The 23,035-nt window shown below is 63.1% G+C and carries 22 protein-coding genes; 11 read left to right on the top strand and 11 right to left on the bottom strand.

The genetic code is table 11. The annotated features are described in order from the left end of the window. The first annotated feature begins 3 nt into the window (after positions 1-3). The 6 genes from ubiB to G489_RS0107720 are packed head-to-tail and all read left to right on the top strand — an operon-like array spanning position 4 to position 5,343. Positions 4-1,548: a 2-polyprenylphenol 6-hydroxylase gene (gene ubiB, locus G489_RS0107745; protein WP_029041063.1), complete on the top strand. Its 1,545-nt coding sequence runs from the start codon at positions 4-6 to the stop codon at positions 1,546-1,548. Then, entirely contained in the window at positions 1,545-2,759 is a 1,215-nt protein-coding gene (gene coaBC / locus G489_RS0107740) for a bifunctional phosphopantothenoylcysteine decarboxylase/phosphopantothenate--cysteine ligase CoaBC (protein WP_029041062.1), read from the top strand. The genes ubiB and coaBC overlap by 4 nt, the downstream gene beginning before the upstream one ends. 18 nt (positions 2,760-2,777) lie before the next feature. After that, a complete protein-coding gene (locus G489_RS0107735) occupies positions 2,778-3,362 on the top strand; it encodes a hypothetical protein (protein ID WP_029041061.1) in 585 nt (194 codons plus the stop codon). A 21-nt stretch (positions 3,363-3,383) separates the two neighbouring features. Further along, the gene (gene dut, locus G489_RS0107730) at positions 3,384-3,836 is read left to right on the top strand and encodes a dUTP diphosphatase (RefSeq protein WP_035871978.1); all 453 of its coding nucleotides are present in this window, start codon (positions 3,384-3,386) and stop codon (positions 3,834-3,836) included. 20 nt (positions 3,837-3,856) lie between these two features. After that, entirely contained in the window at positions 3,857-4,594 is a 738-nt protein-coding gene (locus tag G489_RS21715; RefSeq protein WP_051332412.1) for a DUF2259 domain-containing protein, read from the top strand. After that, positions 4,594-5,343 (top strand): HesA/MoeB/ThiF family protein, encoded by a 750-nt coding sequence (locus G489_RS0107720; protein ID WP_029041059.1) that lies wholly within the window; start codon positions 4,594-4,596, stop codon positions 5,341-5,343. Before G489_RS21715 ends, G489_RS0107720 begins: the two co-directional genes overlap by 1 nt. Positions 5,344-5,458: 115 nt before the next feature. On the opposite strand, the gene fabB is transcribed toward G489_RS0107720, so the two are convergent. Together fabB and fabA are read right to left on the bottom strand one after the other, a co-directional pair. Continuing rightward, positions 5,459-6,682, bottom strand: a complete 1,224-nt coding sequence (fabB, locus tag G489_RS0107715; protein WP_029041058.1) for a beta-ketoacyl-ACP synthase I — start codon at positions 6,680-6,682, stop codon at positions 5,459-5,461. Positions 6,683-6,739: 57 nt separating this feature from the next. Beyond that, a complete protein-coding gene (gene fabA, locus G489_RS0107710) occupies positions 6,740-7,267 on the bottom strand; it encodes a 3-hydroxyacyl-[acyl-carrier-protein] dehydratase FabA (RefSeq protein ID WP_035871975.1) in 528 nt (175 codons plus the stop codon). A gap of 341 nt (positions 7,268-7,608) precedes the next feature. On the opposite strand from fabA, the gene irrA reads away from it, so the two are divergent. Further along, complete coding sequence (irrA, locus tag G489_RS0107705; protein WP_081691455.1) at positions 7,609-8,052, top strand: iron response transcriptional regulator IrrA; 444 nt, start codon at positions 7,609-7,611, stop codon at positions 8,050-8,052. A 1,715-nt stretch (positions 8,053-9,767) separates the two neighbouring features. On the opposite strand, the gene G489_RS0107690 is transcribed toward irrA, so the two are convergent. Beyond that, positions 9,768-10,331, bottom strand: a complete 564-nt coding sequence (locus tag G489_RS0107690; protein WP_029041054.1) for an SH3 domain-containing protein — start codon at positions 10,329-10,331, stop codon at positions 9,768-9,770. A gap of 84 nt (positions 10,332-10,415) precedes the next feature. Between G489_RS0107690 and G489_RS0107685 the strand changes: the two genes are divergently transcribed. The 3 genes from G489_RS0107685 to G489_RS21710 all read left to right on the top strand — a co-directional run bounded on the left by G489_RS0107685 (position 10,416) and on the right by G489_RS21710 (position 13,078). Then, positions 10,416-11,450 carry a 2-hydroxyacid dehydrogenase gene (locus G489_RS0107685; RefSeq protein WP_051332426.1) on the top strand — a complete coding sequence of 345 codons (1,035 nt, stop codon included), beginning with the start codon at positions 10,416-10,418 and terminating at the stop codon, positions 11,448-11,450. Between the two features lie 36 nt (positions 11,451-11,486). Further along, a complete protein-coding gene (locus tag G489_RS0107680) occupies positions 11,487-12,446 on the top strand; it encodes an AEC family transporter (RefSeq protein ID WP_029041052.1) in 960 nt (319 codons plus the stop codon). A 149-nt stretch (positions 12,447-12,595) separates the two neighbouring features. Beyond that, positions 12,596-13,078: a cupin domain-containing protein gene (locus G489_RS21710; protein ID WP_051332411.1), complete on the top strand. Its 483-nt coding sequence runs from the start codon at positions 12,596-12,598 to the stop codon at positions 13,076-13,078. Between the two features lie 66 nt (positions 13,079-13,144). Here G489_RS21710 and G489_RS0107670 read toward each other — a convergent pair whose 3' ends face one another. From G489_RS0107670 to rpsO, 4 genes are all read right to left on the bottom strand, one after another. Further along, positions 13,145-13,564 carry a YciI family protein gene (locus tag G489_RS0107670; protein WP_029041051.1) on the bottom strand — a complete coding sequence of 140 codons (420 nt, stop codon included), beginning with the start codon at positions 13,562-13,564 and terminating at the stop codon, positions 13,145-13,147. A 48-nt stretch (positions 13,565-13,612) separates the two neighbouring features. Beyond that, positions 13,613-13,984, bottom strand: coding sequence for a YciI family protein (locus G489_RS19565; RefSeq protein ID WP_051332410.1), 372 nt, complete (start codon positions 13,982-13,984; stop codon positions 13,613-13,615). 226 nt (positions 13,985-14,210) lie between these two features. Continuing rightward, positions 14,211-16,340, bottom strand: coding sequence for a polyribonucleotide nucleotidyltransferase (pnp, locus tag G489_RS0107660; protein ID WP_029041050.1), 2,130 nt, complete (start codon positions 16,338-16,340; stop codon positions 14,211-14,213). A gap of 300 nt (positions 16,341-16,640) precedes the next feature. Beyond that, positions 16,641-16,910, bottom strand: a complete 270-nt coding sequence (gene rpsO, locus G489_RS0107655; RefSeq protein WP_029041049.1) for a 30S ribosomal protein S15 — start codon at positions 16,908-16,910, stop codon at positions 16,641-16,643. Between the two features lie 234 nt (positions 16,911-17,144). Here rpsO and G489_RS0107650 point away from each other — a divergent pair, with 234 nt between their 5' ends. After that, positions 17,145-18,356 carry a serine hydrolase gene (locus tag G489_RS0107650; RefSeq protein WP_051332409.1) on the top strand — a complete coding sequence of 404 codons (1,212 nt, stop codon included), beginning with the start codon at positions 17,145-17,147 and terminating at the stop codon, positions 18,354-18,356. Positions 18,357-18,373: 17 nt separating this feature from the next. Here G489_RS0107650 and truB read toward each other — a convergent pair whose 3' ends face one another. The 4 genes from truB to infB all read right to left on the bottom strand — a co-directional run bounded on the left by truB (position 18,374) and on the right by infB (position 23,035). Continuing rightward, complete coding sequence (gene truB / locus G489_RS0107645; RefSeq protein ID WP_029041047.1) at positions 18,374-19,282, bottom strand: tRNA pseudouridine(55) synthase TruB; 909 nt, start codon at positions 19,280-19,282, stop codon at positions 18,374-18,376. Between the two features lie 109 nt (positions 19,283-19,391). After that, positions 19,392-19,811, bottom strand: coding sequence for a 30S ribosome-binding factor RbfA (gene rbfA / locus G489_RS0107640; RefSeq protein ID WP_029041046.1), 420 nt, complete (start codon positions 19,809-19,811; stop codon positions 19,392-19,394). A gap of 6 nt (positions 19,812-19,817) precedes the next feature. Continuing rightward, positions 19,818-20,429, bottom strand: a complete 612-nt coding sequence (locus G489_RS0107635) for a hypothetical protein (protein ID WP_155889336.1) — start codon at positions 20,427-20,429, stop codon at positions 19,818-19,820. Between the two features lie 68 nt (positions 20,430-20,497). Next, a complete protein-coding gene (gene infB / locus G489_RS0107630; RefSeq protein ID WP_029041044.1) occupies positions 20,498-23,035 on the bottom strand; it encodes a translation initiation factor IF-2 in 2,538 nt (845 codons plus the stop codon).

The raw sequence follows: 23,035 nt of genomic DNA, 5'->3' as shown, positions 1-23,035 counted from the left end.
GGCGTGGGTTTGTCTGCCATCTGGCGCATCGCAAGGGCCGGCTATGTGCTCGCCCGCGAAGGCGCATTCGCCATCACCGAAGGTCAGGATTTGCCGGCGGGCGCTCGCCGGATGATCGGTTTTGCCCGCCTCATCGAACGGCGCAGCGTGAGAAAGACCGGTCGGGTCGAAAGGCTCGCCCGAGCACTTGAGCGGCTCGGACCGACTTATGTGAAGCTGGGGCAATTGCTGGGCACGCGGCCCGATATTGTCGGGCCCGCCATCGCCGAAGACCTTAGCGGCCTGCAGGACCGGATGCCGCCCTTCGACCCGAAACTGGTGCCCGGCATGCTCAACAAGGCGCTGGGCGAAACCGCTGCCGCTCAGCTCACCGAGATTTCCGAGCCGATTGCCGCTGCCTCGATTGCCCAGGTGCACAAGGCGGTGCTGGTCAATGGCGATGGCGCATCCGTCACAGTGGCGGTCAAATTGTTGCGGCCTGACATCGAAGATCGGTTCCGGCGTGACCTCGAGGCGGTGATGACGCTGGCCAAACTGGCCGAACGGTTTTCCAAGCCCTCGCGGCGGTTGCGGCCTGTCGATACCGCTCTGACCCTCGAACGCACGGCCGTGCTTGAAATGGACCTCCGGCTCGAGGCCGCCGCGATGTCGCAAATGGCCGAGAATATCGAAGGGCATGACGGGTTCGCCGTGCCCAAACCCTTTTGGCAGCACACGGCACGCAATGTGCTGGTGACCGAATGGTTCGACGGCATTCCGATCCGCGATAATGACGCGCTCGATGCCGCGGCCATCGACCGGCCGGAGCTGGCGCGCGAATTGCTGCAGCATTTCCTGCGCCATGCCATCGAGGACGGATTCTTTCACGCCGACATGCATCCGGGGAACCTGTTCGTCGAAGCGAGCACAGGCACCATCAGGGCGGTGGATTTCGGGATCATGGGGCGGATCGGCAAGACCGAGCAGCGCTTTCTCGCCGAAGTGCTTTACGGCTTCATCACCCGCTCCTATCGCCGCATCGCGCAACTGCACATCGATATCGGCTATGTGCCCGACCACCACGATGTCGAGGATTTCGCCCAGGCGCTGAGGGCCATCGGTGAGCCGCTGCATGGCCGCAAGGCAAGCGAGATCTCGATGGCACGGGTGCTGGCGCAGCTCTTCGAAGTCACCGAGCTGTTCGACATGAAGACGCGCACCGAGCTTGTCCTTCTGCAAAAGACCATGGTGCTGGTCGAAGGCGTTGCCCGGCATATCGACCCCAATGTCGATTTCTGGACCACCGCGGAACCCGTGGTCGGCCCCTGGGTGCGGCGTCAGCTCGGGCCCGCCGGCATGATCGAGAAGGCCGCAGACACGCTGCGCGATGTCGGCGAGGCGGCGCGCAAGCTGCCACAGCTCATTTCGCGCTACGAGGCCATGCTCGAAGAAGCCGAAGCCCAGCGCCGGGCGCCGCCGCCGGTCTATCTGCGTGGCTGGTTCGCCGGGCTGACCGTTATCACACTTGTCCTATTGCTTCTGGCCGCACTCAAGACGGTGCTGACATGACAGGCATTGCGGGCAAGCATGTGCTTTTGATCGTGACGGGCGGGATCGCCGCCTACAAGGCGCTCGAGCTGACCCGGCTGATCCAGAAGGCTGGCGGCACCGTGCAACCCATCCTGACCCGGGCCGCGACCGAATTCGTCACCCCCTTGTCGATCGGCACGCTGGCCGGTCACGCGGCGCTGACCGAGTTGTTCGACCTGACCCGCGAGGCCGAGATCGGGCATATCGAGTTGTCGCGCTCGGCGGACCTGATCGTCGTCGCACCGGCAAGCGCCGACTTTCTCGCCAAGATGGCGCAGGGCCATGCCGACGACCTGGCATCGACCACGGTGCTCGCCACCGACACCGAGATTATGATCGCCCCTGCGATGAATGTGCGCATGTGGGAGGCCCCGGCGACCCGGCGCAATGTTGCGCAGCTGCGATCCGATGGCGTGCATGTTGTGGGACCGGATGAAGGCGATATGGCCTGTGGCGAATTCGGCCCCGGTCGCATGGCGGAACCGCAGGCGATTCTTGAGGCGATTACCGCGCATTTCGATGCCAAGGCCGCACGGGGCCGGCTCAAGGGCCTCAAGGCCGTGGTGACGTCTGGGCCGACCCGCGAATGGATTGATCCGGTCCGCTATATCTCCAACGAGTCGTCAGGCCGGCAGGGCACGGCCATTGCCAAGGCTCTCATCGCCGAAGGGGCCGAGGTCGTGTTCGTCACCGGTCCCGCCAAGGCGCCGCGGCCCGCAGGCTGCCGAATCATCGAGGTCGAGACGGCGCTGGAGATGGATGCGGCGGTGCAAGACGCCTTGCCTGCGGATTTTGCCGTCTGCGTGGCAGCGGTCGCCGACTGGCGCATGGCCGAAGCCCATGACCAGAAGCTCAAGAAGACGCCCGATGGCACCCCGCCGACGCTCGAGCTCACCGCCAATCCCGATATCCTGGCCGGGCTGAGCCAAGGCGATCAGCGGCCCCGCCTCGTGATCGGGTTTGCCGCAGAGACCGAGAATCTTGAAGCCAATGCCGCCCGCAAGCGGAAAACCAAGGGGTGCGACTGGATCCTTGCCAATGATGTGAGCGCGCAAAGCGGCACCTTTGGCGGGCCCGAGAACAGTGTGATTCTCTTAACCGAAAGCGGCGCGGAGCCCTGGCCGAGCTTGCCGAAATCGAAGGTCGGCCATAGACTTGCGGCCAGAATAGCGAGCCATTTCGGGCGCTAGAGAAGAGGACTGCAACCGATGAAATTCTCACATCTCGCCCGGCTCGCCGGGATCACGCTCCTGGCCGGCACACTTGCGGCCTGTATGGATGTCGACATGGATATCGAGATCCTGACGGCGGAGACCGGCAAGGCGACCATGACCATGACGGTCGATTCCCAGACCTACCAGATGATCTCGTCCCAGGATGACAGCGATTTCTGCGACGAGGGCGAAATCGTTGAGAATGAAGACAACGTCCAGTGCGTCGATGTGAAGGAAGGCACCTTCGCCGAGATCTTCGAATCGAGCGATCCTGAAGAAGAGACCCCGAGCATCGAAGACCTGGGCGGCGGCAAGGTCCGCGTCAACTTCCCAACCGGCGACCTGGCCGCCTCGATGGGTGAAGACGCCGGCGACGACCCCCAGATGCAGGCGATGATGGCCTCGATGTTCGAAGGCAAGAACCTGTCAATCTCGGTTTCGGGTGGGGAAATCCTCGAGACCAATATGGAGCTTTCCGAGGACGGATCCCGGGCCACGCTGACCATTCCGTTCGTCGACATGATGAATGGCGAAGTCGATGTGCCGGAAGACGCCTACGCTGTCATCCAGCTTCCTTAACGCGACAAGGGGATCGCAAGAATGGGTCTGACGGTCCCCTTCATCACGCTTGAACACGGGCGGGGCCTCACCCCGCCCGCACAGGCTTCGAGCGGCGCTGCCGGGCTCGACCTGCGGGCCGCGGTGGGCGAAGACACTCCGCTTACCCTGCAGCCGGGCGGTTACGCGCTCATCCCCACAGGGATCGCGATTGCCCTGCCCGAGGGTTATGAAGCGCAGGTGCGGCCCCGCTCCGGGCTCGCCGCCAAGCACGGGGTGACGGTACTCAATTCACCCGGAACGATCGACGCGGATTATCGCGGCGAGATCAAGGTGATCCTGATCAATCACGGCGCGGCGCCATTCACCGTCCAGCGTGGCGAGCGCATTGCACAGATGGTGATCGCCCCGGTCATGGCGGTGACACTATCGCCGGTCACAGATCTTGAAGACACGGCGCGCGGCGCGGGCGGGTTTGGCTCGACTGGCGTCTAATCCATTGAAGGTACTCAAACATGCTCCGCTTGATCACCGGCCTTCTTGCTTTCGTCCTTGCCACATCCCAGGCCTTCGCCGCCGAGCGCGCGCTGTTCGAGGCGCTGGGCTATTCCGATGACGGGCGCTATTTCGCCTTCGAGGAATTCGGAACCCAGGACGGCACCGGCTCGCCCTATTCCTCGATCTATGTGATCGATCTGAAACTGGATATCTGGGCCGACGGCCCTTTCCGTACCCAGGCCAGCGAAGAGGAATGGGAAACGCCGCTGCATGTCATCCGCACCGAGAACCGGGACAAGGCCGCCGATGCGCTCGATGCGCGCGGGATCGTGCGCCCCGCCTTCACGATTGCGATGAATGGCGATGGGGAACCCGAAGTCAACGAGATGACGCTCGATTTCGGCGTGCCGACATTTTCCTCACCGGGCGCCATGCATGGTGACTACCAGATTTCTCTCGAGATCTTCCCGGCCCCGGGAGCAGAGTTCTGTGAGGACATTCTTGGCGAACTGCCCAAGGGCTTCGCACTTCTGATCGATGACGGGCAAGGCGATCTCGAAGTGAGCCGCGACGCCAGCGTGCCCAAATCGCGCGGCTGCGTACGCGATTACCGACCCTACGCGGTCCTGGTGCCATTCGAGAATTATGACCTTGCCCATGGCGTCGCCATCGTCTCGGTCTATGCCTTCGGTTTCGAGGGGGTCGACCGGCGGTTCATTGCCGTGCCTCTGGGCGCGGTATTTGCTGAAGACTGATGGCCCTCTCGACAGAGGAAACCCGGCGCTATGCCCGCCATATCGTCCTCAAGGGCATAGGCGGGGCCGGCCAGCAAAAGCTCAGATCCGCGCGCATCGCGCTTGTCGGCGCGGGCGGGCTCGGCAGTCCGGCGCTAGCCTACCTCACCGCCGCCGGGATCGGGCATATCCGGCTGATCGACGATGACACGGTCAGTCTCTCCAATCTTCAGCGGCAGGTGATCCACCGCAGCCGGGACACCGGCACAGGCAAGGCCGAATCAGGCGCTCGTTTTGCCAGCGACCTCAATGACCATGTCGAGGTCGAGCCGGTTACGAAGCGGCTCGATCGGTCCAATGCGCAAGCGCTGCTGGGCCGTGTCGACCTGGTGCTCGATGGTTCGGACAGTTTCGAGACCCGTGAGGCGGTGGCCCAGGCCTGTGAGACGTTGAAGGTCCCGCTGATCTCGGGCGCCATCACGCTTTATGACGGCACGCTGACCGTCCTGGCCCCATACTCGACCGATGCTCAGGGCAGACTCTTGCCGCGTTTCACGGACCTTTACCCCGAGACCCCCTCGCCCGACAGCCTGCCGGCCTGCGAAGAGGTCGGCGTGCTCGGTCCGGTCGCGGGTGTGATCGGCACGCTGATGGCGATGGAGGCGATCAAGCTCATCACCGGCACGGGCGAACCACTGTTTGGCCGGCTCATGGTCTATGACGGGCTGTCGGCCCGGTTCTCCGAGTTTCGCTACGCCCGCAAAGGCTAACGTCCCCAGTCATGCCCGGGGACAAGATTTCCGGGCTCAGAACTCTTTTTCGCCTGAGCTTTTCCGGAAACCGGTATCCACCCCCGGGTCAAGCCCGAGGGCATGCTTTCCGGGCTCAGGCGTCGGGGTTCTTGAACACCAGGGTCGCATTGGTGCCGCCAAAGCCGAAGGAGTTCGTCAGCACCGCTCCGAGATCCACATCGTCCCGGCGTTCACGCAGGATCGGCATATCGGCGAAATCGGGATCGATCTCGGTGATATGCGCGCTTTCGCACATGAAACGGTTGCGCATCATCAGGATCGAATAGATCGATTCTTGCACCCCGGTCGCGCCCAGCGAATGTCCGGTGAGGGACTTGGTGGCCGAAAGCGGCGGGCATTTGTCCTCATTGCCGAAGACCTCGCGCAACGCCTGGATCTCGGCCCGGTCGCCGACGGGGGTCGAAGTCGCATGCGGATTCACATAGTCGATGGGCATCGACACGGTGTCGAGGGCCTGGCGCATGCAGCGCGCGGCGCCTTCGCCCGAGGGGGCGACCATGTCATAGCCATCGGAGGTGGCACCATAGCCGATGATCTCGGCATAGATGGTGGCGCCGCGGGCCTTGGCGTGTTCGAGTTCCTCGACCACCAGAACCCCGGCACCGCCGGCGATCACGAAACCGTCGCGGGTGGCGTCATAGGCGCGCGAGGCCGTGTCGGGGGTGTCGTTATATTTGGTCGACATGGCGCCCATGGCGTCGAACAGGTTCGACAGGGTCCAGTCGAGCTCTTCCGAGCCGCCTGCGAAAACCACATCCTGCTTGCCGAGCTGGATCTGCTCATAGGCATTGCCGATGCAGTGGACCGAGGTCGCACAGGCCGAGGAGATGGAATAGTTGACGCCCAGAATGCCGTAATGGGTGGCCAGGGTCGCCGAGGCAGTCGAGCACATGGCCTTGGGCACCGCAAAGGGACCGATGCGCTTGGGGCCTTTTTCGCGGGTGATGTCGGCCGCGGCCACGATCGCCGAGGTCGAGGGGCCGCCCGAGCCCATCACGATCCCGGTGCGCGGGTTCTTGATGTCTTTTTCCTCGAGTCCCGAATCGGCAATCGCCTGTTCCATGGCGGTGTAGTTCCAGGCGGTACCCGGCCCCATGAACCGCACCGCGCGGCGATCTATGCCCTCGAAGGGGTCGAGATCGGGTTTGCCGTGCACCTGGCAGCGGAAGCCGAGCTCGGCATATTCGGGGGCAAAGGATATGCCCGATTTAGCGTTTTTGAGGCTTTCGGTGACCTCGTCGACCGTATTGCCGATCGAGGAAACGATGCCCATACCCGTAACGACAGCGCGTCTCATATGGCGCCCCTTGTTCGGTTATATCGTGAACTCAAAACGTGTCCGCCTGTGCCGGCATTACACATCGGTGAACAGGCCAACCCGCAATCCATGCGCTTCATAGACGGTTTCTCCGTCGGCCTTGACCCAACCATCAGCGATGCCGAGCACCAGGCGGGCACGCATGACCCGTTTCAGATCGATCCCGTATTCGACGCGCTTGACGTCATTGGTGATCTGACCGGTGAACTTGATGTCCCCGCCAAGGGCACGGCCGGCGCCGGGCGAGCCGGACCAGCACAGGAAGAATCCCGTCATCTGCCACAGCGCGTCAAGCCCCAGACAGCCCGGCATCACCGGGTCGCCCTCAAAATGACACTTGAAGAACCACAGATCGGGGTTCACATCGAGTTCGGCGCGCACATAGCCCTTGTTGTAAGGGCCGCCTTCGTCGTGGATTTCGGTGATGCGGTCGAACATCAGCATCGGCGGGAGCGGCAGCTGGGCATAACCCTTGCCGAACAATGTGCCGTGCCCGCTTTCGAGAAGCTGCTCGTAGGAGTAGGAGTGCAGCCTGTCGGCCGGGCGCTGGTGGGTTTCCGTCATTGGTCCTCGCGGGTGGATGCGCGGCAAGTGCGCGGGTCAATAACACCTTTTGTGATGGACCGCCAAGCCTTCGCAGACCGCCAAGCCTTCACGCATGTCTTCGCTCTTGCCTCGTTGTGAGCGTCACACACCACTGGACAAAGCCTTCACAGCTGTGTCAACAGCGCAGACCACCTGCAAAACCGGGCAAATCCCGGTTACTATGTCGCAGTCCATCGCTTGAGCAGGCCTCAAGGGCACACTATAGTCTGACCAAACCCACTTCTGGACCAGAATCGCAATTCGTGACTGAGCGCTCCAAATCGCCGACAAGATCCGGCCCGGCCAGCAAGACCGGCCCGATGAGCATTTCCGACCGGCTGAACCGGTTTCCGCCTTCGCGTCGCCCCTGTTTGACGGCGGTGCTGCGGATGGCCGGGTTGCGCCCGACCAAGCAGCGCGTGGCGCTGGCCGAACTGTTGTTCGGCGGTGGACACCGCCATGTCAGCGCCGAGCAACTGCATGGCGAAGCGGAAGATGACGGCGTGCCGGTGTCGCTGGCGACGGTCTATAATACCCTGCGCCAGTTCAAGACCGCCGGGCTCCTGCGGGAAGTGACCGTTGATGCCGCGCGATCCTATTTCGATACCGACACCTCGGACCACCACCATTTCTTCATCGAAGACGAACAGCGGGTGATGGATATCCCAGCCAATTCCATCGTCGTCAAAGGGCTTCCCGAAGCCCCCAAGGGCATGGAAGTCACCCATGTCGACGTGGTCGTCCGCGTGCGCCGCCGGCCCTAGGCCTCGATTTCCGACCAGTGCCGGCATGCTGCCCCGATCTCTGCGACGGGCTGTAGCCCGTTGTGCGCTTGTCCTGGGACAAGCTCAGGGTGAGGGCTCAGAGTGAGGGTTTCTATCCCACGGGCCGCCCCGGACGCCTTTTGCCTCACGCCCGGGGGGCTGATCCGGGGCCTAGACGACTTTACAGGAAGTCCCGGCTCTCTCTTTGTCTCACGGCGCGCACCGCTCCGGTCACGACGCTGGTCGCTGTGACCTCCGCTGCGCCTGCGACGCCGCGGCGCAAAAGTGCGCCGGGGTCCTCATTCGGGCTGCGCCCTCTCTCGTCCTCCTTTTCCCTCGCCAGGTATTTCGGGCCGCCCCGGACTTGATCCGGGGCCAAGATCATTTCTAACGAGGTCCCGGCTCTCTCCTTGCCTCGCGCCGGAGGGCTGGCCGGGACAGCGCGGTATGGGTGCAAGCGTTCACCCCAAAGCGCCCGGCAGGCTTTAACCTCCGAGGTTTCAAAAAGCAGAGCGGGAGTGGGACGCGGAACGTCTCATCCGTAAACTAATAGAAGCGAGGCGCACCGCGTCCCACTCATCCGGGGTTTTGGGCTTGGACTGCGGCAACGGGCTGGGGTCAATCCCCGCTCTCTTTCGAGAGTACACCGCCGCCTTGACGGCAGCCGGCTCCGGCGCAGTTTTGGCCTTCCCTGAGGCGACCCTCATGGAACCCGGACCCTTTCCGGCGGAAGGCTCGTATGCATCCTCGCTCCGTGCCGGCAGGTAGGTGGATGATAAGAGAGGTAGTGTGGGTGGGGATAAGTTTTTCGAAAGAGGCTGCTCCAACTCCCTCGTCACCCTCGGACTTGATCCGAGGGTCCATGAGGCATCGCATGTGGCGCAGCGGTACTGACCAGTCACGAGCGGTACCCGCAAAGCATCTCATCATGGATGCTCGGGTCGAGCCCGAGCATGACGAAGGTGGTGAGCGCAGCGAACCGGTTGGGGGGGTCAAAGAAAGTTCCAGTCACATCCGGTGTCACCCCCACCCTGTCTCGCAACGGATTTGGCAAGCCAAATCCTGCTCAACGTCCCTCCCCGCAAGGGGGAGGGAAAGGCAGATCACAGTCGCTGTCACATTCCGCCCTCGCCCTTTGTGGTTCGACAAGCTCACCATGAGGGCTCGGGGTGAGGGCGTTGATGAGCATCGGCAACCGTCGACCACCCACCTCGTCACCCTCGGACTTGATCCGAGGGTCCATGAGGCGCTGCAACGGGTTCAACGGTTGTGCAGGATTACGACAGGTTTCAGCGCGACATCTCATCATGGATGCTCTTCATGCCCAGTAGAGGCCCCCTCACCCGATCCTTCGGATCGACCTCTCCCCCAAGGGAGAGGTGAAACCCGTGCCAGCCTGGCAGAGGTCCCGGCTCTCTGCTTGCCTCGCGCCGGCGGGCTGGTCCGGGACAGCGCGGTGATTGCAGCTGTTCAACCCTTCGAACGGCCTTTCGAGCATAGCTCTCAAGGCGTTCCTTCGCTTCCAAAGGTCCACCGGACCTTTGGATCAGGCGTTGCCCGACCGCTCCTCACTCTCAGGGTGTTCGTGCGCTGCCAAGGCTCCACCGGAGCCTTGGCTTGGGCTTTGCCCAACCGCTTCTCACTCCCTCAGGCCGGCGGGCTGATTGCCTCAAGCCGGCGGGCTGGTTCGGGATGACGGCGGGGAATGAGGCGGGCTAGTCGATTTCCTCGTCGGGATAGACGCCCCAGAGCTTGTCCTGCTCGATCCAGCCGCCGAAATTCTTCTGGGCGCTGCCCTGTGGCGTGTAGGAGCCGGAGACATCGCACCAGCCGCCTTCGCATTTGCGAAGGTGCACCAGCACCATGGGCCCGACAAAGGCGCGGGCGGCAGCGGCCATATCGGGCCGGGCCTTGAGCGATTCCTGGGTGTCGCGGGCCCAGGGCGCGACCAGCGCGGTGCGCTCGCCGCTCAGCAGGTTCTTGTGAATCCAGCCCTCGGCGCCCTCATGATCGCGGATCTTCCGCCAATTGTCGTATTCCTGGATGATCTCGACCGGCAGGCCAGACTGGACATAGACCCAGGCGACGTCGAAACGCTGGCCGGGGCCGACACGGACATTGATCTCATTGGCGCGCAGGGAGGCGAATCGCGGCAGCGGCAGGCCGGAGGTGCCCGATGTCTGGGCGAAAGCCGGGGTGGTGACAGCGGGCGTCAGAGCCGTGATGGCGAGCATCACGAGCATCAAGATTGCGGCGATGCGATGCCCCGATTTGCTCATTGCCCTCATATCTTTGCCATGCTGCCTGACTTGCTCTAACACTTACGCCCGAAGACCTTAATGGTCGTTGAAGAAGGCGACGGGATGACTGAACAGACTGGTTTCGACACGCGCACAAGGGTGGTGGTCACCCGGCGGCTGCCCGAACCGGTGGAAACGCGCATGCAGGCGCTTTTCGATGTGCGGTTCAACGATGTCGACATCCCCTTGAGCGCCGATGAACTGGTCGAGCGCACCGCCCATTGTGATGTGCTGGTCTCGGCGATCACCGACACGCTGGATGCGGAGACCATTGGCCGGCTTGGTCCCGATGTGCGCCTGATCGCCCAGTTCGGCAATGGTTATGACAATATCGATATCGATGCCGCGGCACGGCGCGGGATCACCGTTACCAACACGCCTTCTGTGCTGACCGACGATACCGCCGACATGACCATGGCGCTGATCGTGGCGGTGCCGCGCCGGATCATCGAGGGGGCGCAGGTCCTGCTGAAGGACGGCACCTGGGCCGGATGGTCACCCACCTGGATGCTGGGGCGGCGGCTTGGCGGCAAATCGCTCGGGATTGTCGGGCTCGGGCGGATCGGCACGGCGGTGGCGCGGCGGGCGCGGGCCTTTGGCCTGTCGATCCATTATTTCGGACGCGAGCGAAAACCGGAGCCGCTCGAAGCGCAACTCGGCGCCCGCTACTGGTCCTCGCTCGACGATATGCTTGCCGAAGTCGATATCGTGACCCTGCACACCCCTCTCAATGCGGGCACGAGGCATATCCTCAATGCCGAGCGGATCTCTCGGATGAAACAGGGCGCCTATCTGGTCAATATCGCGCGGCCCGAACTGGTTGATGAAGCCGCGCTGATCGAGGCGATCGAGGCGGGTCATCTGAGTGGGGCAGCGCTCGATGTGTTCGAACACAAGCGCGGCGTCGATCCCCGGCTCCTGGCGCTGGCACGTCGGCACAAGGTGGTTCTGACCACCCATATGGCCTCGGCAACGCTCGAAAGCCGCGTCGAGACCGGTGAAACGGTCATCGTCAATATCCGCACCTTCCTGGACGGGCATCAGCCGCCGCACCGGGTTCTGCCCGAGCGGGGCAGCGAGGCAACGCCCACCCGCTGATGCCGCCCGGCGCGCGCTCCAACCCCCCGGCCCACCATGCTCGACATCATCGCGATCATCCTGCCGCTGTTCATCCTGATCGGGGTGGGATTCGGCTGCGTGCGCACCGGGTTCTTGCGAAAGCAGGACGTGCGGGTGTTCGGCGCCTTCGTGTTGCATCTGGCGTTGCCGGTGCTGGTGTTCCTGGCGCTGTCGGGCAGCCGTTTCTCCGACATTCTCAACCTCGATTATGTCGGCGTTTACGGGCTCGGCTCGATCGCCTGCTTCATGATCGCGCTCCTGTTCGCGCGTCTTGTGCGGCGCCAGCCGCTCGAGGGATCGGCAATGCTGGCGCTGGGGAGCGCCACCTCCAATAGCGGGTTCATCGGCTATCCGCTGGCGCTGCTGGTGGTCGGTGCGCCGACCGCGGCCATCGTGATGGCGCTCAATATCTTCATCGAGAACGCCTTCATCATTCCGCTGGCGCTGGCCCTCGGTGCGGCGGGGCAAGCCGGCAAGGTCGCGTTCGGGCGGTTGGTGGTCGATACCGTCAAGCGGCTGGCGCGCAGCCCGCTGATCATCGCCATCGTGCTCGGCGCGGGATCTTCCTATTTCGGGCTGACGCTGCCTGGCCCGGTGCTCGATGCGGCCAACCGTCTGGCGGATGCGGCCGGGGCGCTGTCGCTGATTTATGTCGGGGGCACGCTGGCTTCGCTCGAAGTGCGCCGGCTCGGCGCCGATGTGGGCCAGGGGGTGATCGGCAAGCTGTTCCTGCACCCAATGGTGGTGCTGATCGGCATCTGGCTGTGGCCCGGTCTGCCGGCGGACTATGCCACCGCCGCGCTGTTGTTCGCCGCGGTGCCGATGTTTGCAGTGTTCCCGATCTTCGGCGCCCAGTTCGGGCGGCAGGACATGTGCGCGGCGATCCTGTTCGTGACCGTGATCGTCTCGTTTTTCACCCTCACGGGTGTGTTGTGGCTGGTCACCCAGCATCCGGGCTGGCTCGGGCTTTCGTAGCGCCGCCCAGCCGCGCGGGACGCAAAGTCAGACGTTCATTGTCTTTTTGTATATACAATTAAATTCAGCTAAGCTAGGTTTCCTTTGCCCGAGGAATCAACGCTTTCGGGTTTGGTTTAACGCATCAAGTGAACAAGGAATTGGGCAATATGGCCAAGGGAGATTTTGAAAAGTATATCATCCGCAGTCCGCGTTTCGAGGATCTGCCGTTCGGCGCGATGATGTCGGGCAATGACAAGCGCGGCGGCAAGACCAAGGACCGCATCTTTTCGAGCGCCAACTTCATTCCCGGCGCCAAGATGCATATCGATGCGGGCTGGATTTTCGAGATCCCGACCCCCAACCCCTATATCGACACGCATACCCATGACGTCGACGAGATCCTGTTCTTCATCGGCACGGATCCGGACGATATCGACAATCTGCACGGGGAAGCGGAAGTGTTTCTCGACGGGCACAACTACCTGATCGACACCACCTGCGCGATCTATGTGCCGGCCGGGGTGGAGCACTGCCCGATCAAATACAACCGGGTCGACAGGCCGCACCAGTTCATGTCGATCCTGTTGAACGGGACCTATACGGGGTCGGACCAGAACGGTTTCGCCGAGGCGTTTCTGGAAGACGCATAAGCGTTCCGCCTTGGGTTCGAGCGAACCAGGCCGGCCCGGACGCAATGCCCGGGCCGCCTGATATGCCTAGCCGCGCTCGGCGAGCTGGTCGGCAACCTTGTGATGCTGATCGACACCCTCCCCATCACCGAAATCCTCGAGTTCGAAAAGCTGCCGGATCTCGATATTGAAGCCCGACGATGCCGAATCGCCGGGACAGCGGCGGGCCCATTCGGTGGCCTCGGCGAGGCTTTCGCATTGCCACAGCCAGTAGCCGGCGATCAGCTCCTTGGTTTCGGCGAACGGACCGTCGATGACCGAGGACTTGCCATTCTCGATGTGGATTCGGACGCCTTTCGAGCTGGGGTGCAGGCCGGCGCCGTCGATCATGATGCCGGCTTTGACGAGCTCCTCATTGTATTTCCCCATGGCCAGGAGATCTTCCTGGGAGGGCATGATGCCGGCTTCGGACTCCGGCGATGCCTTGACGATGACCATGAAACGCATGCTGTTTCTCCTTGATGGCCGCGCGCCTCAGGGCGGCGGCGCGAACAATTATTCGGCGGCGGGGACGTCTTCCATGCGGCGGATCTCGCAGGTGACGTCGGTGTAGCCGGTCCGGGTGTGCAGCCCGATGAATTCGCGCACGACCTCGCGGGCATGGGCTTCGTCCCTGACATCGACGATCGCGTAGCCGCCGATGATCTCCTTGGCCTCGGTGAAGGGGCCATCGGTGATGGAAATCTCGCCATTGCGGGCATGGGCCTTGAAGCCCTGGCTCGAGGGCATGAGCCCGGCGCCATCGACGAAAATGCCTTCTGCAGCCATCCGTCCGATATATTCGCCCATCAGGGCCTGCAATTCGTCCGAGGCGGGTTTGCCGGCCTCGAAATCGGCATCGCCCATCACCATCATCATGTAACGCATGTCACTCTCCTCATGACCGGGCATTGATGCGGGAACCCTCATGGCCCGGCTCGACAATGCCCTTACACAATCACGTCGAACGGGGTTCGAACAGATCGACAGTGACACCAGGATTTTTTGATTTTTTTCGCATCGCTGCAGCGGGAAACGCGCAAAGGCTTGAAATCAAAGAAAAAGGCCCGGGGCAGCGCCCCGGGCCTTCTGCAGTCCAGAAAGGGAGAGACGATCAGTCGTCGTCTTCGTCCTTCTTGATTTCCTTGCCGGTCTCCTGATCGACGACCTTCATCGACAGGCGGACCTTGCCGCGCTCGTCAAAGCCCATCAGCTTGACCCAGACCTTGTCGCCTTCCTTGATCACGTCGGTGGTCTTGGCGACCCGGCCATCGGTGAGCTGGGAGATGTGCACAAGGCCATCGCGGGCGCCGAAGAAATTGACGAAGGCGCCGAAATCGACGGTCTTGACGACGGTGCCCTGGTAGATCTCGCCCACTTCCGGCTCGTCGGTGATCGACTTGATCCACTTGATGGCGGCTTCGATCGACTTGCCGTCCGAAGAAGCGACCTTGATGGTGCCATCGTCGGCGATGTCGATCTTGGCGCCCGTCTTTTCGACGATCTCGCGGATGACCTTGCCGCCGGTGCCGATCACTTCGCGGATCTTGTCGGTCGGGATGTTGATGGTTTCAATGCGCGGAGCGAACTCGCCAACCTCATCACGGGCGGTGTCGATGGCCTTGGCCATCTCTTCCAGGATGTGGATGCGGCCGCCATTGGCCTGTTCGAGGGCGATCTTCATGATCTCCTCGGTGATGCCGGCGATCTTGATGTCCATCTGCAGCGAGGTGATGCCGCCAGCGGTGCCGGCCACCTTGAAGTCCATGTCGCCGAGGTGATCCTCGTCCCCGAGAATATCGGAGAGCACGGCGAATTTTTCGCCTTCGAGGATGAGGCCCATCGCAATACCGGAGACGGCACGCGGCATGGGCACACCGGCATCCATCAGCGCCAGCGAGGTGCCGCACACGGTCGCCATGGAGGACGAGCCGTTGGATTCGGTGATCTCGGACACCACACGCAGGGTGTAGGGGAATTCCTCGGTGCCCGGACGGACCGGGTTGATGGCGCGCCAGGCCAGCTTGCCGTGGCCGATCTCGCGGCGCGAGGCACCGCCCATGCGGCCCGCTTCACCGACCGAATAGGGCGGGAAGTTGTAATGCAGCATGAAGTTCTGCTTGTAGGTGCCCTCGAGCGAATCGACGAACTGTTCGTCGTCGCCGGTGCCAAGGGTGGCCACAACCAGCGCCTGGGTTTCACCGCGGGTGAACAGGGCCGAACCATGGGTGCGGGGCAGAACGCCGACTTCGGCAACGATCGGGCGGACCTGGTCGAGGTCGCGGCCGTCAATGCGCTTCTTGGTGTCGAGGATGTTCCAGCGCACGATCTTGGCCTGAAGCGACTTGAAGACCGCGTTCACCTGTTCACCGGTGAATTCAGGCTCTTCCTCGCCCTCAGGCAGCAGGGCTTCCTTGACCTTGGCCTTGGCGGCGTCGACGGCGTCGTAGCGTTCCTGCTTGTCGGTGATCTGATAGGCAGCGCGCAGATCGTTTTCGACGATGCCGAGCATCTTTTCTTCGAGCGCCGAGAGATCCTCTGGCTGGAATTCGCGCGGTTCCTTGGCGGCCAGTTCGGCGAGCTTGATGATCGCCTCGATCACCTTCTGCATCTCGCGATGGCCGAACATGACGGCGCCGAGCATGATGTCCTCGGACAGCTCCTGGGCCTCGGATTCAACCATCAGGACGGCGTCCTGGGTGCCGGCGACGGTCAGGTCGAGCTTGGAATCGCCACGCTGGTCGATCGGGGTGTTGAGCACATATTCGCCATCGATATAGCCGACGCGGGCAGCGCCGATCGGGCCCATGAAGGGAATGCCCGAAATGGTCAGGGCCGCGGAGGCGGCAACCATGGCAAGAATGTCGGGTTCGTTTTCCATGTCGTGCTGGAGAACGGTGATGACGACCTGGGTCTCGTGCTTGTAGCCCTTGGGGAAGAGCGGACGGATCGGCCGGTCAATCAGGCGCGAGGTCAGGGTTTCCGCTTCGGTCGGGCGCCCTTCGCGCTTGAAGTAGCCGCCCGGGATCTTGCCGGCGGCGAAGAATTTTTCCTGATAGTTGACGGTCAGGGGGAAGAAGTCGATGCCGACCTTGGGTTCCTTGGCCGACACGGCAGTGGCGAGAACCACGGTCTCGCCCAGGGTGGCGAGCACGGCGCCATCAGCCTGGCGGGCAACCTTGCCCGTTTCCAGGGTCAGCGGCTGGCCGCCCCAGTTGAGTTCTACCTTGTGGTGATCAAACATTGATTGTCCTCATGTTCCAAAACGCAGGCCGCCCCCATGGCGGCCGGCGCGTCGCCGGTCCGGGTGTCGGGTGGAACATGGGCAAGATGGCAAGACGCTTCTGAGGGGCCCGAAGGGCCGGGAATTCAAAAGCGGCCGGCGATCCTGCCATGCCCCACTTCAGCACGGCGAACTGGCCTGTCGAACCGGGGCGGATCGTCTTGGTTCCGCAGGTCCGGCCCGTTGCCCCGGGCACCCGTTGCCGGCATGCCCAAAGCGCAACGCCGCGCCCGGTGGGCGCGGCGTCAGATCTTTCGCCGGTTAGCGGCGCAGACCAAGCCTTTCAATGAGGCTCTTGTAGCGCGCCTCGTCGCGAGCCCTGACATAGTCAAGAAGACGGCGGCGCTGGCTGACAAGCTTCAAAAGCCCACGGCGGGAATGGTTATCCTTCTTGTGGGTGTTGAAGTGCTCGGTCAAATTCGAGATGCGTTCGGTCAGGATCGCAACCTGGACTTCCGGAGAACCGGTATCGTCCCCTTTGGTCGCATATTCCTTGATCAGTTCCGATTTGCGCTCAGGCGTAATCGACATCGGATTTCCTTTCAAAATGAGAGGGGTGAGACGCCCTGTGCCGGGATGTCGTCCAGCATGGGCCAAAGTCACCGCGCATGCGGTTGCGGCGGCTTATAGGGCAAGGCACGGTTTGTGTAAAGCACCAGCCCGGCGGGCGGGGCGCGAGATGCGCAAACCACGTGTTGAAACCGATGGCGCGCTTCCCATGTTTGCCGAACAGGCCATCAGACAGCGAGAGCAAAGGACCCTTTCATGACCCGCCTCCCGAACACCACTTTGGGCCGCATCGTGACTTTCCTCATGGCACTGGGCGCTGCCAGCCTGATGGTCTCGCCTTCGCTCGCCCAACCCGCCAACCCCGAAAAGGAGGTCATCGAAGAGCTTTTGACCGCGGGCGAAGCGGAGGCCAACCAATTCGCGCCTTCGTTCTTGCAGATGGTGCCGGTCTCAGAGGTCAACACTCTGCTCAGCCAGCTTCACAACGATATCGGGGAGCCAACCGGGATAGAAGGCAGTGACGGGCGCTATGTGGTGACCACACCGAGCCATGAAATGGTGGTCGAGATCGTCCTTGATCAGGAGGGCAGGATTGCCGGGCTGTTGTTCCGCGCACCGGTCGAAACCGGCGGCGAATTCACCGCGCAGGCCGACAAGCTGCTGGCGTTCGGGGAACAGGTGCATCTGCTTGTGACGCGCAATGGCGAAGTGATCCATGAGCACGGCGCCAACACCGAACTGGCTGTCGGGTCGGCCTTCAAGCTGGGCGTATTGCAGGCCCTCACAGACAAAATCGAGGCCGGCGAGCATGATTGGGACGAGGTCATTACCCTGACCGAGACCGACCGCTCGCTGCCCAGCGGCATATTACAGGCCTATCCGGCCGGATCACCGCTGACCATCCACACGGCGGCCAGCCTGATGATCTCGCAAAGCGACAACACGGCCACCGATTTGCTGATGCGGGTTGTCGGACAGGAGCCGGTGGAGGCGGCGCTGGGCGGTCAGGTCACCATGCGCACCCAGGACCTGTTCAAGCTCAAGGCCGAGGATGATCTGCGCAAGCGCTTTGCCGAGGGCAGTGATGCCGAAAAACGGGCAGTGCTTGCCGAGCTGCAGGATCTACCGCTGCCTGCCGCCCGTGACGTCGGCGCGCCGCATGAAAAGGGTGTCGAATGGTATTTGAGCGCCTATCAGCTTTGCGGGCTGATCGAGGATGTGCGCGATCTCGACCTGTTTGCCATCAATCCCGGGGTGGCCGACGCCAATGACTGGGCAAAGATCGCCTTCAAGGGCGGCAGCGAGACCGGCGTGCTCAATCTCACCACATGGCTCGAAAACGAGGATGGCGACGGGTTCTGTGTCGCCTATACGGTCAACGACCCCGAGGCGATCGACGAGAATGACGCGATCACCGCCTACGGCTCGCTTCTCGGCCAACTGGCAAGGGACGACAGCGCCAATTGATCAACAGCGTGATGTGATCAACCCGGCAGGATCACCCGGCTGGGCTTGAACTGGCCCTTTTCGACATAGCCGATGGCGACGAGCTCGCCGGCGCAGATGGCGGCGGCCTCATCCATGGCAATCGGAGCATTGGCCCCGGTCAACAGCACCGGATTGCCGAGCCGGATGGTGGCTGACTGGCGGGTGTCGACATTTACTTCGGGCAAATCCGCAATCCCGGCAGAGACCGGCAGCAGCATGGCGTCGCGGTCATCGCGCGACACCGCCTCGAGCGCATCGACGGTGACCGCATCCTCTTCGGCAAAAGGGCCGACACGAGTACGCCGGAGCGCGCCGACATGGCCGCAGGTACCGAGCACCCTCGCCAGATCACGGGCCAGCGCGCGCACATAAGTGCCCTTCTGGCAGGTGACCTCGAAGCTGGAGCGCTCGGGCGAATGAGAAATCAGCTCAAACGCCTCGATCTCGACCTCGCGGGGCGGCACTTCGACCTTCTCTCCGGCGCGGGCGAGATCGTAAGCCCGTTCGCCCTTGATCTTGATGGCGGAATAGGCCGGCGGGATTTGGGTGATGACCCCGGTGAATTGCGGCAGCGCATTGCGCAATTCGTCTTCGGTCGGGCGACGATCGGAGGTCTCGATGACCGCGCCTTCGGCATCGTCGGTCTCGGTCGCCGAGCCCCAGACAAGGTCGAAGCGATAGATCTTCTCGCCATCCTGGATATAGGGGACGGTCTTGGTCGCTTCCCCGAGCGCGATAGGCAGGATGCCGGTCGCCAGCGGGTCCAGCGTGCCGGCATGGCCGGCCTTTTTGGCCTCGAACAGGAATTTGAGCTTGCCGACGGCCTGGGTCGAGGTCACGTCGAACGGCTTGTCCAGAACGATCCAGCCGGAGATGTTGCGCTTGTTGCGCCGCTTTTGAGTCATTTGTCCGCCGCTTTGCGGAGAGGGCTTGGTGTCTGTCACGGGGTCTCTTGAAATTGGCGCGCTGGCTGAGCCTTGGCGGGTGGCCTCCCTTGCCGGTTCGGCGAACCGGCTAGTCCTCGTCCTGGGGGTCATCATCCCGGGGTTTCTCGAGGTCCTGGCGCACCTTGTCGGACTTCAACAGCGCATCGATCCGGCTGGCCTCGTCAAAGGTCGTGTCGACGAAAAAGCGCAGGTCCGGGGTGAAGCGCATATCGACCCGGTGGCCGAGTTCGCCGCGGATGAACTTCTTGTTCCGGGTCAGTGCGGCAACGATCTTGTCGGCGCCCTCGCCGCCGAGCGGCAGCACATAGACCGAGGCGAGCTTCAGGTCCGAGGTCATGCGCACTTCGGGCACGGTGACCATGACCCCGTCGAGCTCGGGGTCGGCGACTTCGCCGCGCGCGAGCAGATCGGAAATGGCGTGGCGGACCAGTTCGCCGACGCGCAGCATGCGTTGGGAGGGGCCGCGGGATTTTTGGTTCTTGGGCATGATTGTTCAGTTCTTGTCTTGCGCGTCGCCGATCCGGGCCGATAGATGCATGAAGGCGAGGCGCAGCGTGATTTCCTGTTCTGATATCGGCCAGGTCCCTTCGTTTTCAAGGGAAAAGGCGGGTCCGCGAAATTCCTCGTAGAAACGGACGGAACCGCCCTCGTTTTCCAGGATCACGGCGAGCAGGATCTCACCCATCCCGTCGGCGGTGCCGGTGTCGGTTCCCGTGAACTCTCCACACAGGATGACATAAGAAGCGCCTTCATAACCCGGCTGCGGCGGCAGCTTGTTGAGCGAGAGCGAAGACGGGGCGCAATTGAGCACGAAGGCCTGGGCCAGCATTGGCTCCTGGCTTGCAATGGTGCTGCCCGGTTGCTGGATCGACAGCACGGCAGACAAGCGGGTCCAGGTCTCGAAGGTCTCGGAAACCGGGATCATCTCGAACAAGGCCACGCCTTGATCGTTTTCGTCGTGATAGGTGCGGACATGCCCGGCGACATCTTCGGCAGGGACAGAAGGCAAGACCCAGTCGGGTCTGGCGAGCTCGATTTCCACGCCGGTCATCTCGATGCTGACCGTGTTCTCGCCGGCCCGGAAATTGGGCTCGGCCTGGCCCATTGCCGGACCTGCAAAAGACAGAGCCGCGGCGCAAACCGCGGCTCCAAAATTCCGCCGGACCGCGATCATCACAGCGTCCGGGTGACGTGCTCGACGCGGTAGCATTCGATGATGTCGCCGGCGCGCATGTCCTCGTATTTTTCGAAGGCCATGCCGCATTCCTGACCGCCCTGCACTTCCTTGACCTCGTCCTTGAAGCGCTTGAGGGTCGAGAGCTTGCCTTCGTGAATGACGACGTCGTCGCGGATCAGGCGGACGCCAGCCCCGCGTTCGACCATGCCTTCGGTAACCCGGCAACCGGCAACCTTGCCGACCTTGGTGATGTTGAACACCTCGAGGATCTCGGCATTGCCGATGAAGGTCTCGCGGCGTTCGGGCGACAAAAGGCCGGACATGGCCGACTTCACGTCGTCAACAAGATCGTAGATCACGTTGTAATAGCGGATCTCGATGCCTTCGCGCTCGGCAGACTCGCGGGCCTGCTTGTTGGCGCGGACATTGAAGCCGATGATGATCGCGCCCGAGGCCTGGGCCAGGGTCACGTCGGATTCGGTGATACCACCGACACCCGCCATCAGGATCTGGGCCGTCACCTCATCGGTGCCGAGCTTGTCGAGCGCGCCGACAATGGCTTCGACCGAACCCTGCACGTCGCCCTTGATGACGAGCGGGAACTTGGCCAGATCGTCCTTCTTGAGCTGGGTCATCATCTGCTCGAGCGAGGTCACGCCGCCGCCTGCCGATTTTTCGCGCAGCTTGCGCTGGCGGTATTCGGTGACTTCGCGGGCACGCGCCTCGCTTTCAACAACCGAGAAGCGGTCGCCGGCATCGGGGACACCGGAGAAACCGAGCACTTCGACCGGGGTCGAGGGACCGGCTTCCTTGACCTGCTGGCCCTTGTCGTTGATCAGCGCGCGGACCTTGGCCCATTCGGCGCCGGCCACGAGAATATCGCCGACCTTGAGGGTGCCGCGCTGGACGAGCACGGTCGCCACGGCGCCGCGGCCCTTGTCGAGCTTGGCTTCGATGACGGTACCTTCGGCGCGGCCATTGGGATTGGCCTTGAGTTCGAGCAGTTCGGACTGCAACAGGACCGCATCGAGCAGCTTGTCGAGATTGGTCTTCTTGGCTGCGGACACCTCGACCTCGAGCACTTCACCGCCCAGAGATTCAACGAAGACTTCGTGCTGAAGCAGTTCGTTGCGTACGCGGGAAGGATCGGCCTCGGGCTTATCCATCTTGTTGATCGCCACGATGATCGGCACGCCGGCCGCCTTGGCATGTTTGATCGATTCGATGGTCTGGGGCATGACGCCATCATCCGCCGCCACCACCAGAATGGCGATGTCGGTCGCCTGGGCGCCACGGGCGCGCATGGCGGTGAAGGCTTCGTGGCCCGGCGTATCGAGGAAGGTGATCTGATTGTCACCCTGGGTCACCTGATAGGCGCCGATATGCTGGGTGATGCCACCGGCCTCGCCCGAAACCACATTGGCCGAGCGCAATGCATCAAGCAGCGAGGTCTTGCCGTGGTCGACATGGCCCATGATGGTGACGACCGGCGGGCGCGGCTGCAGATCGGTATCCGCATCGGCGCTGGCTTCGTCGAACAGGCCTTCTTCCACGTCGGATTCCGCCACGCGCTTGACCGTGTGGCCCATCTCGGTGGCGATCAGTTCAGCCGTATCGGCGTCGAGCACATCGTTGATGGTGGCCATCTGGCCCTGCTGCATGAGCAGCTTGATCACATCGACGGAGCGCTCGGCCATGCGGTTGGCCAGTTCCTGGACGGTGATCGCCTCAGGAATGGTCACCTCACGGGCGATCTTCTCATGGCTGGCGGTCTGTTTGCCCTTCTGCTTTTCGCGGCGGCGGCGCATCGCGGCCAGCGAAGGCGCGCGATCACGGTCGCCATCGCCAGACAGGGCACGGGTGACGGTCAGCCGGGTGCGACGGCGATCGTCGCTTGTGGGCTTTTTCGAAGGCGCAGGCTTGGCCGCGCGCTTGGCGCGGGCCAGTTCGTCCTCGTTGACGAGCGGCGCGCCGCGATTGGTGTTGCGCGTGATCGGCTTTTCCGAAGGCGGTGCGGGCGGTTCGGCCGGCACGTCGGGGGCCTTGGCCGGCTGCTCGCGCTTGCGGGTCTTGGCCTCCTCGCGTTCCTTCTTTTCGCGCTCGGCCTCGAGCCGCGCTTCCTCTTCGGCGCGCAGGCGTTCGGCTTCTTCACGCTCGGCCTTGCGGCGGGCGTCTTCCTCGGCGCGGCGCTTGGCCTGGCGTTCGGCTTCCTCGCGCTCCTGAACGGCGCGGGAGGCCGCCTCGCGCAGGGCGCGTTCGCGGGCCTCGGATTCGCGCTCGGTCAAACCGGCGGAACGCGGCACGGCGGACCTGCGGTTTTGCGGGCTGCCGGGGCGTCCCTTGTCGGCAGCGGGCTGCGGACGCGACGGACCGCCCGGCGCGGCGACGCGGCGGGTCCGTTTTTCGACCACGACAGTCCGGGAAGACCGCGATCCGCCCGGGCGCGAGCCAAGATTGGCCGGGCCCTTCAGCGTCAGGGTCTTTTTGCCCCCGGCACCGAGCGTTGAATCGCTGCGCTTGTCCTTGTCACTCAT

Source organism: Cucumibacter marinus DSM 18995 (genome assembly GCF_000429865.1).
Lineage (GTDB): Bacteria > Pseudomonadota > Alphaproteobacteria > Rhizobiales > Devosiaceae > Cucumibacter > Cucumibacter marinus.
Note: the sequence above shows the minus strand (reverse complement) of the source record. Positions and strands in the feature narration are given on the sequence as shown.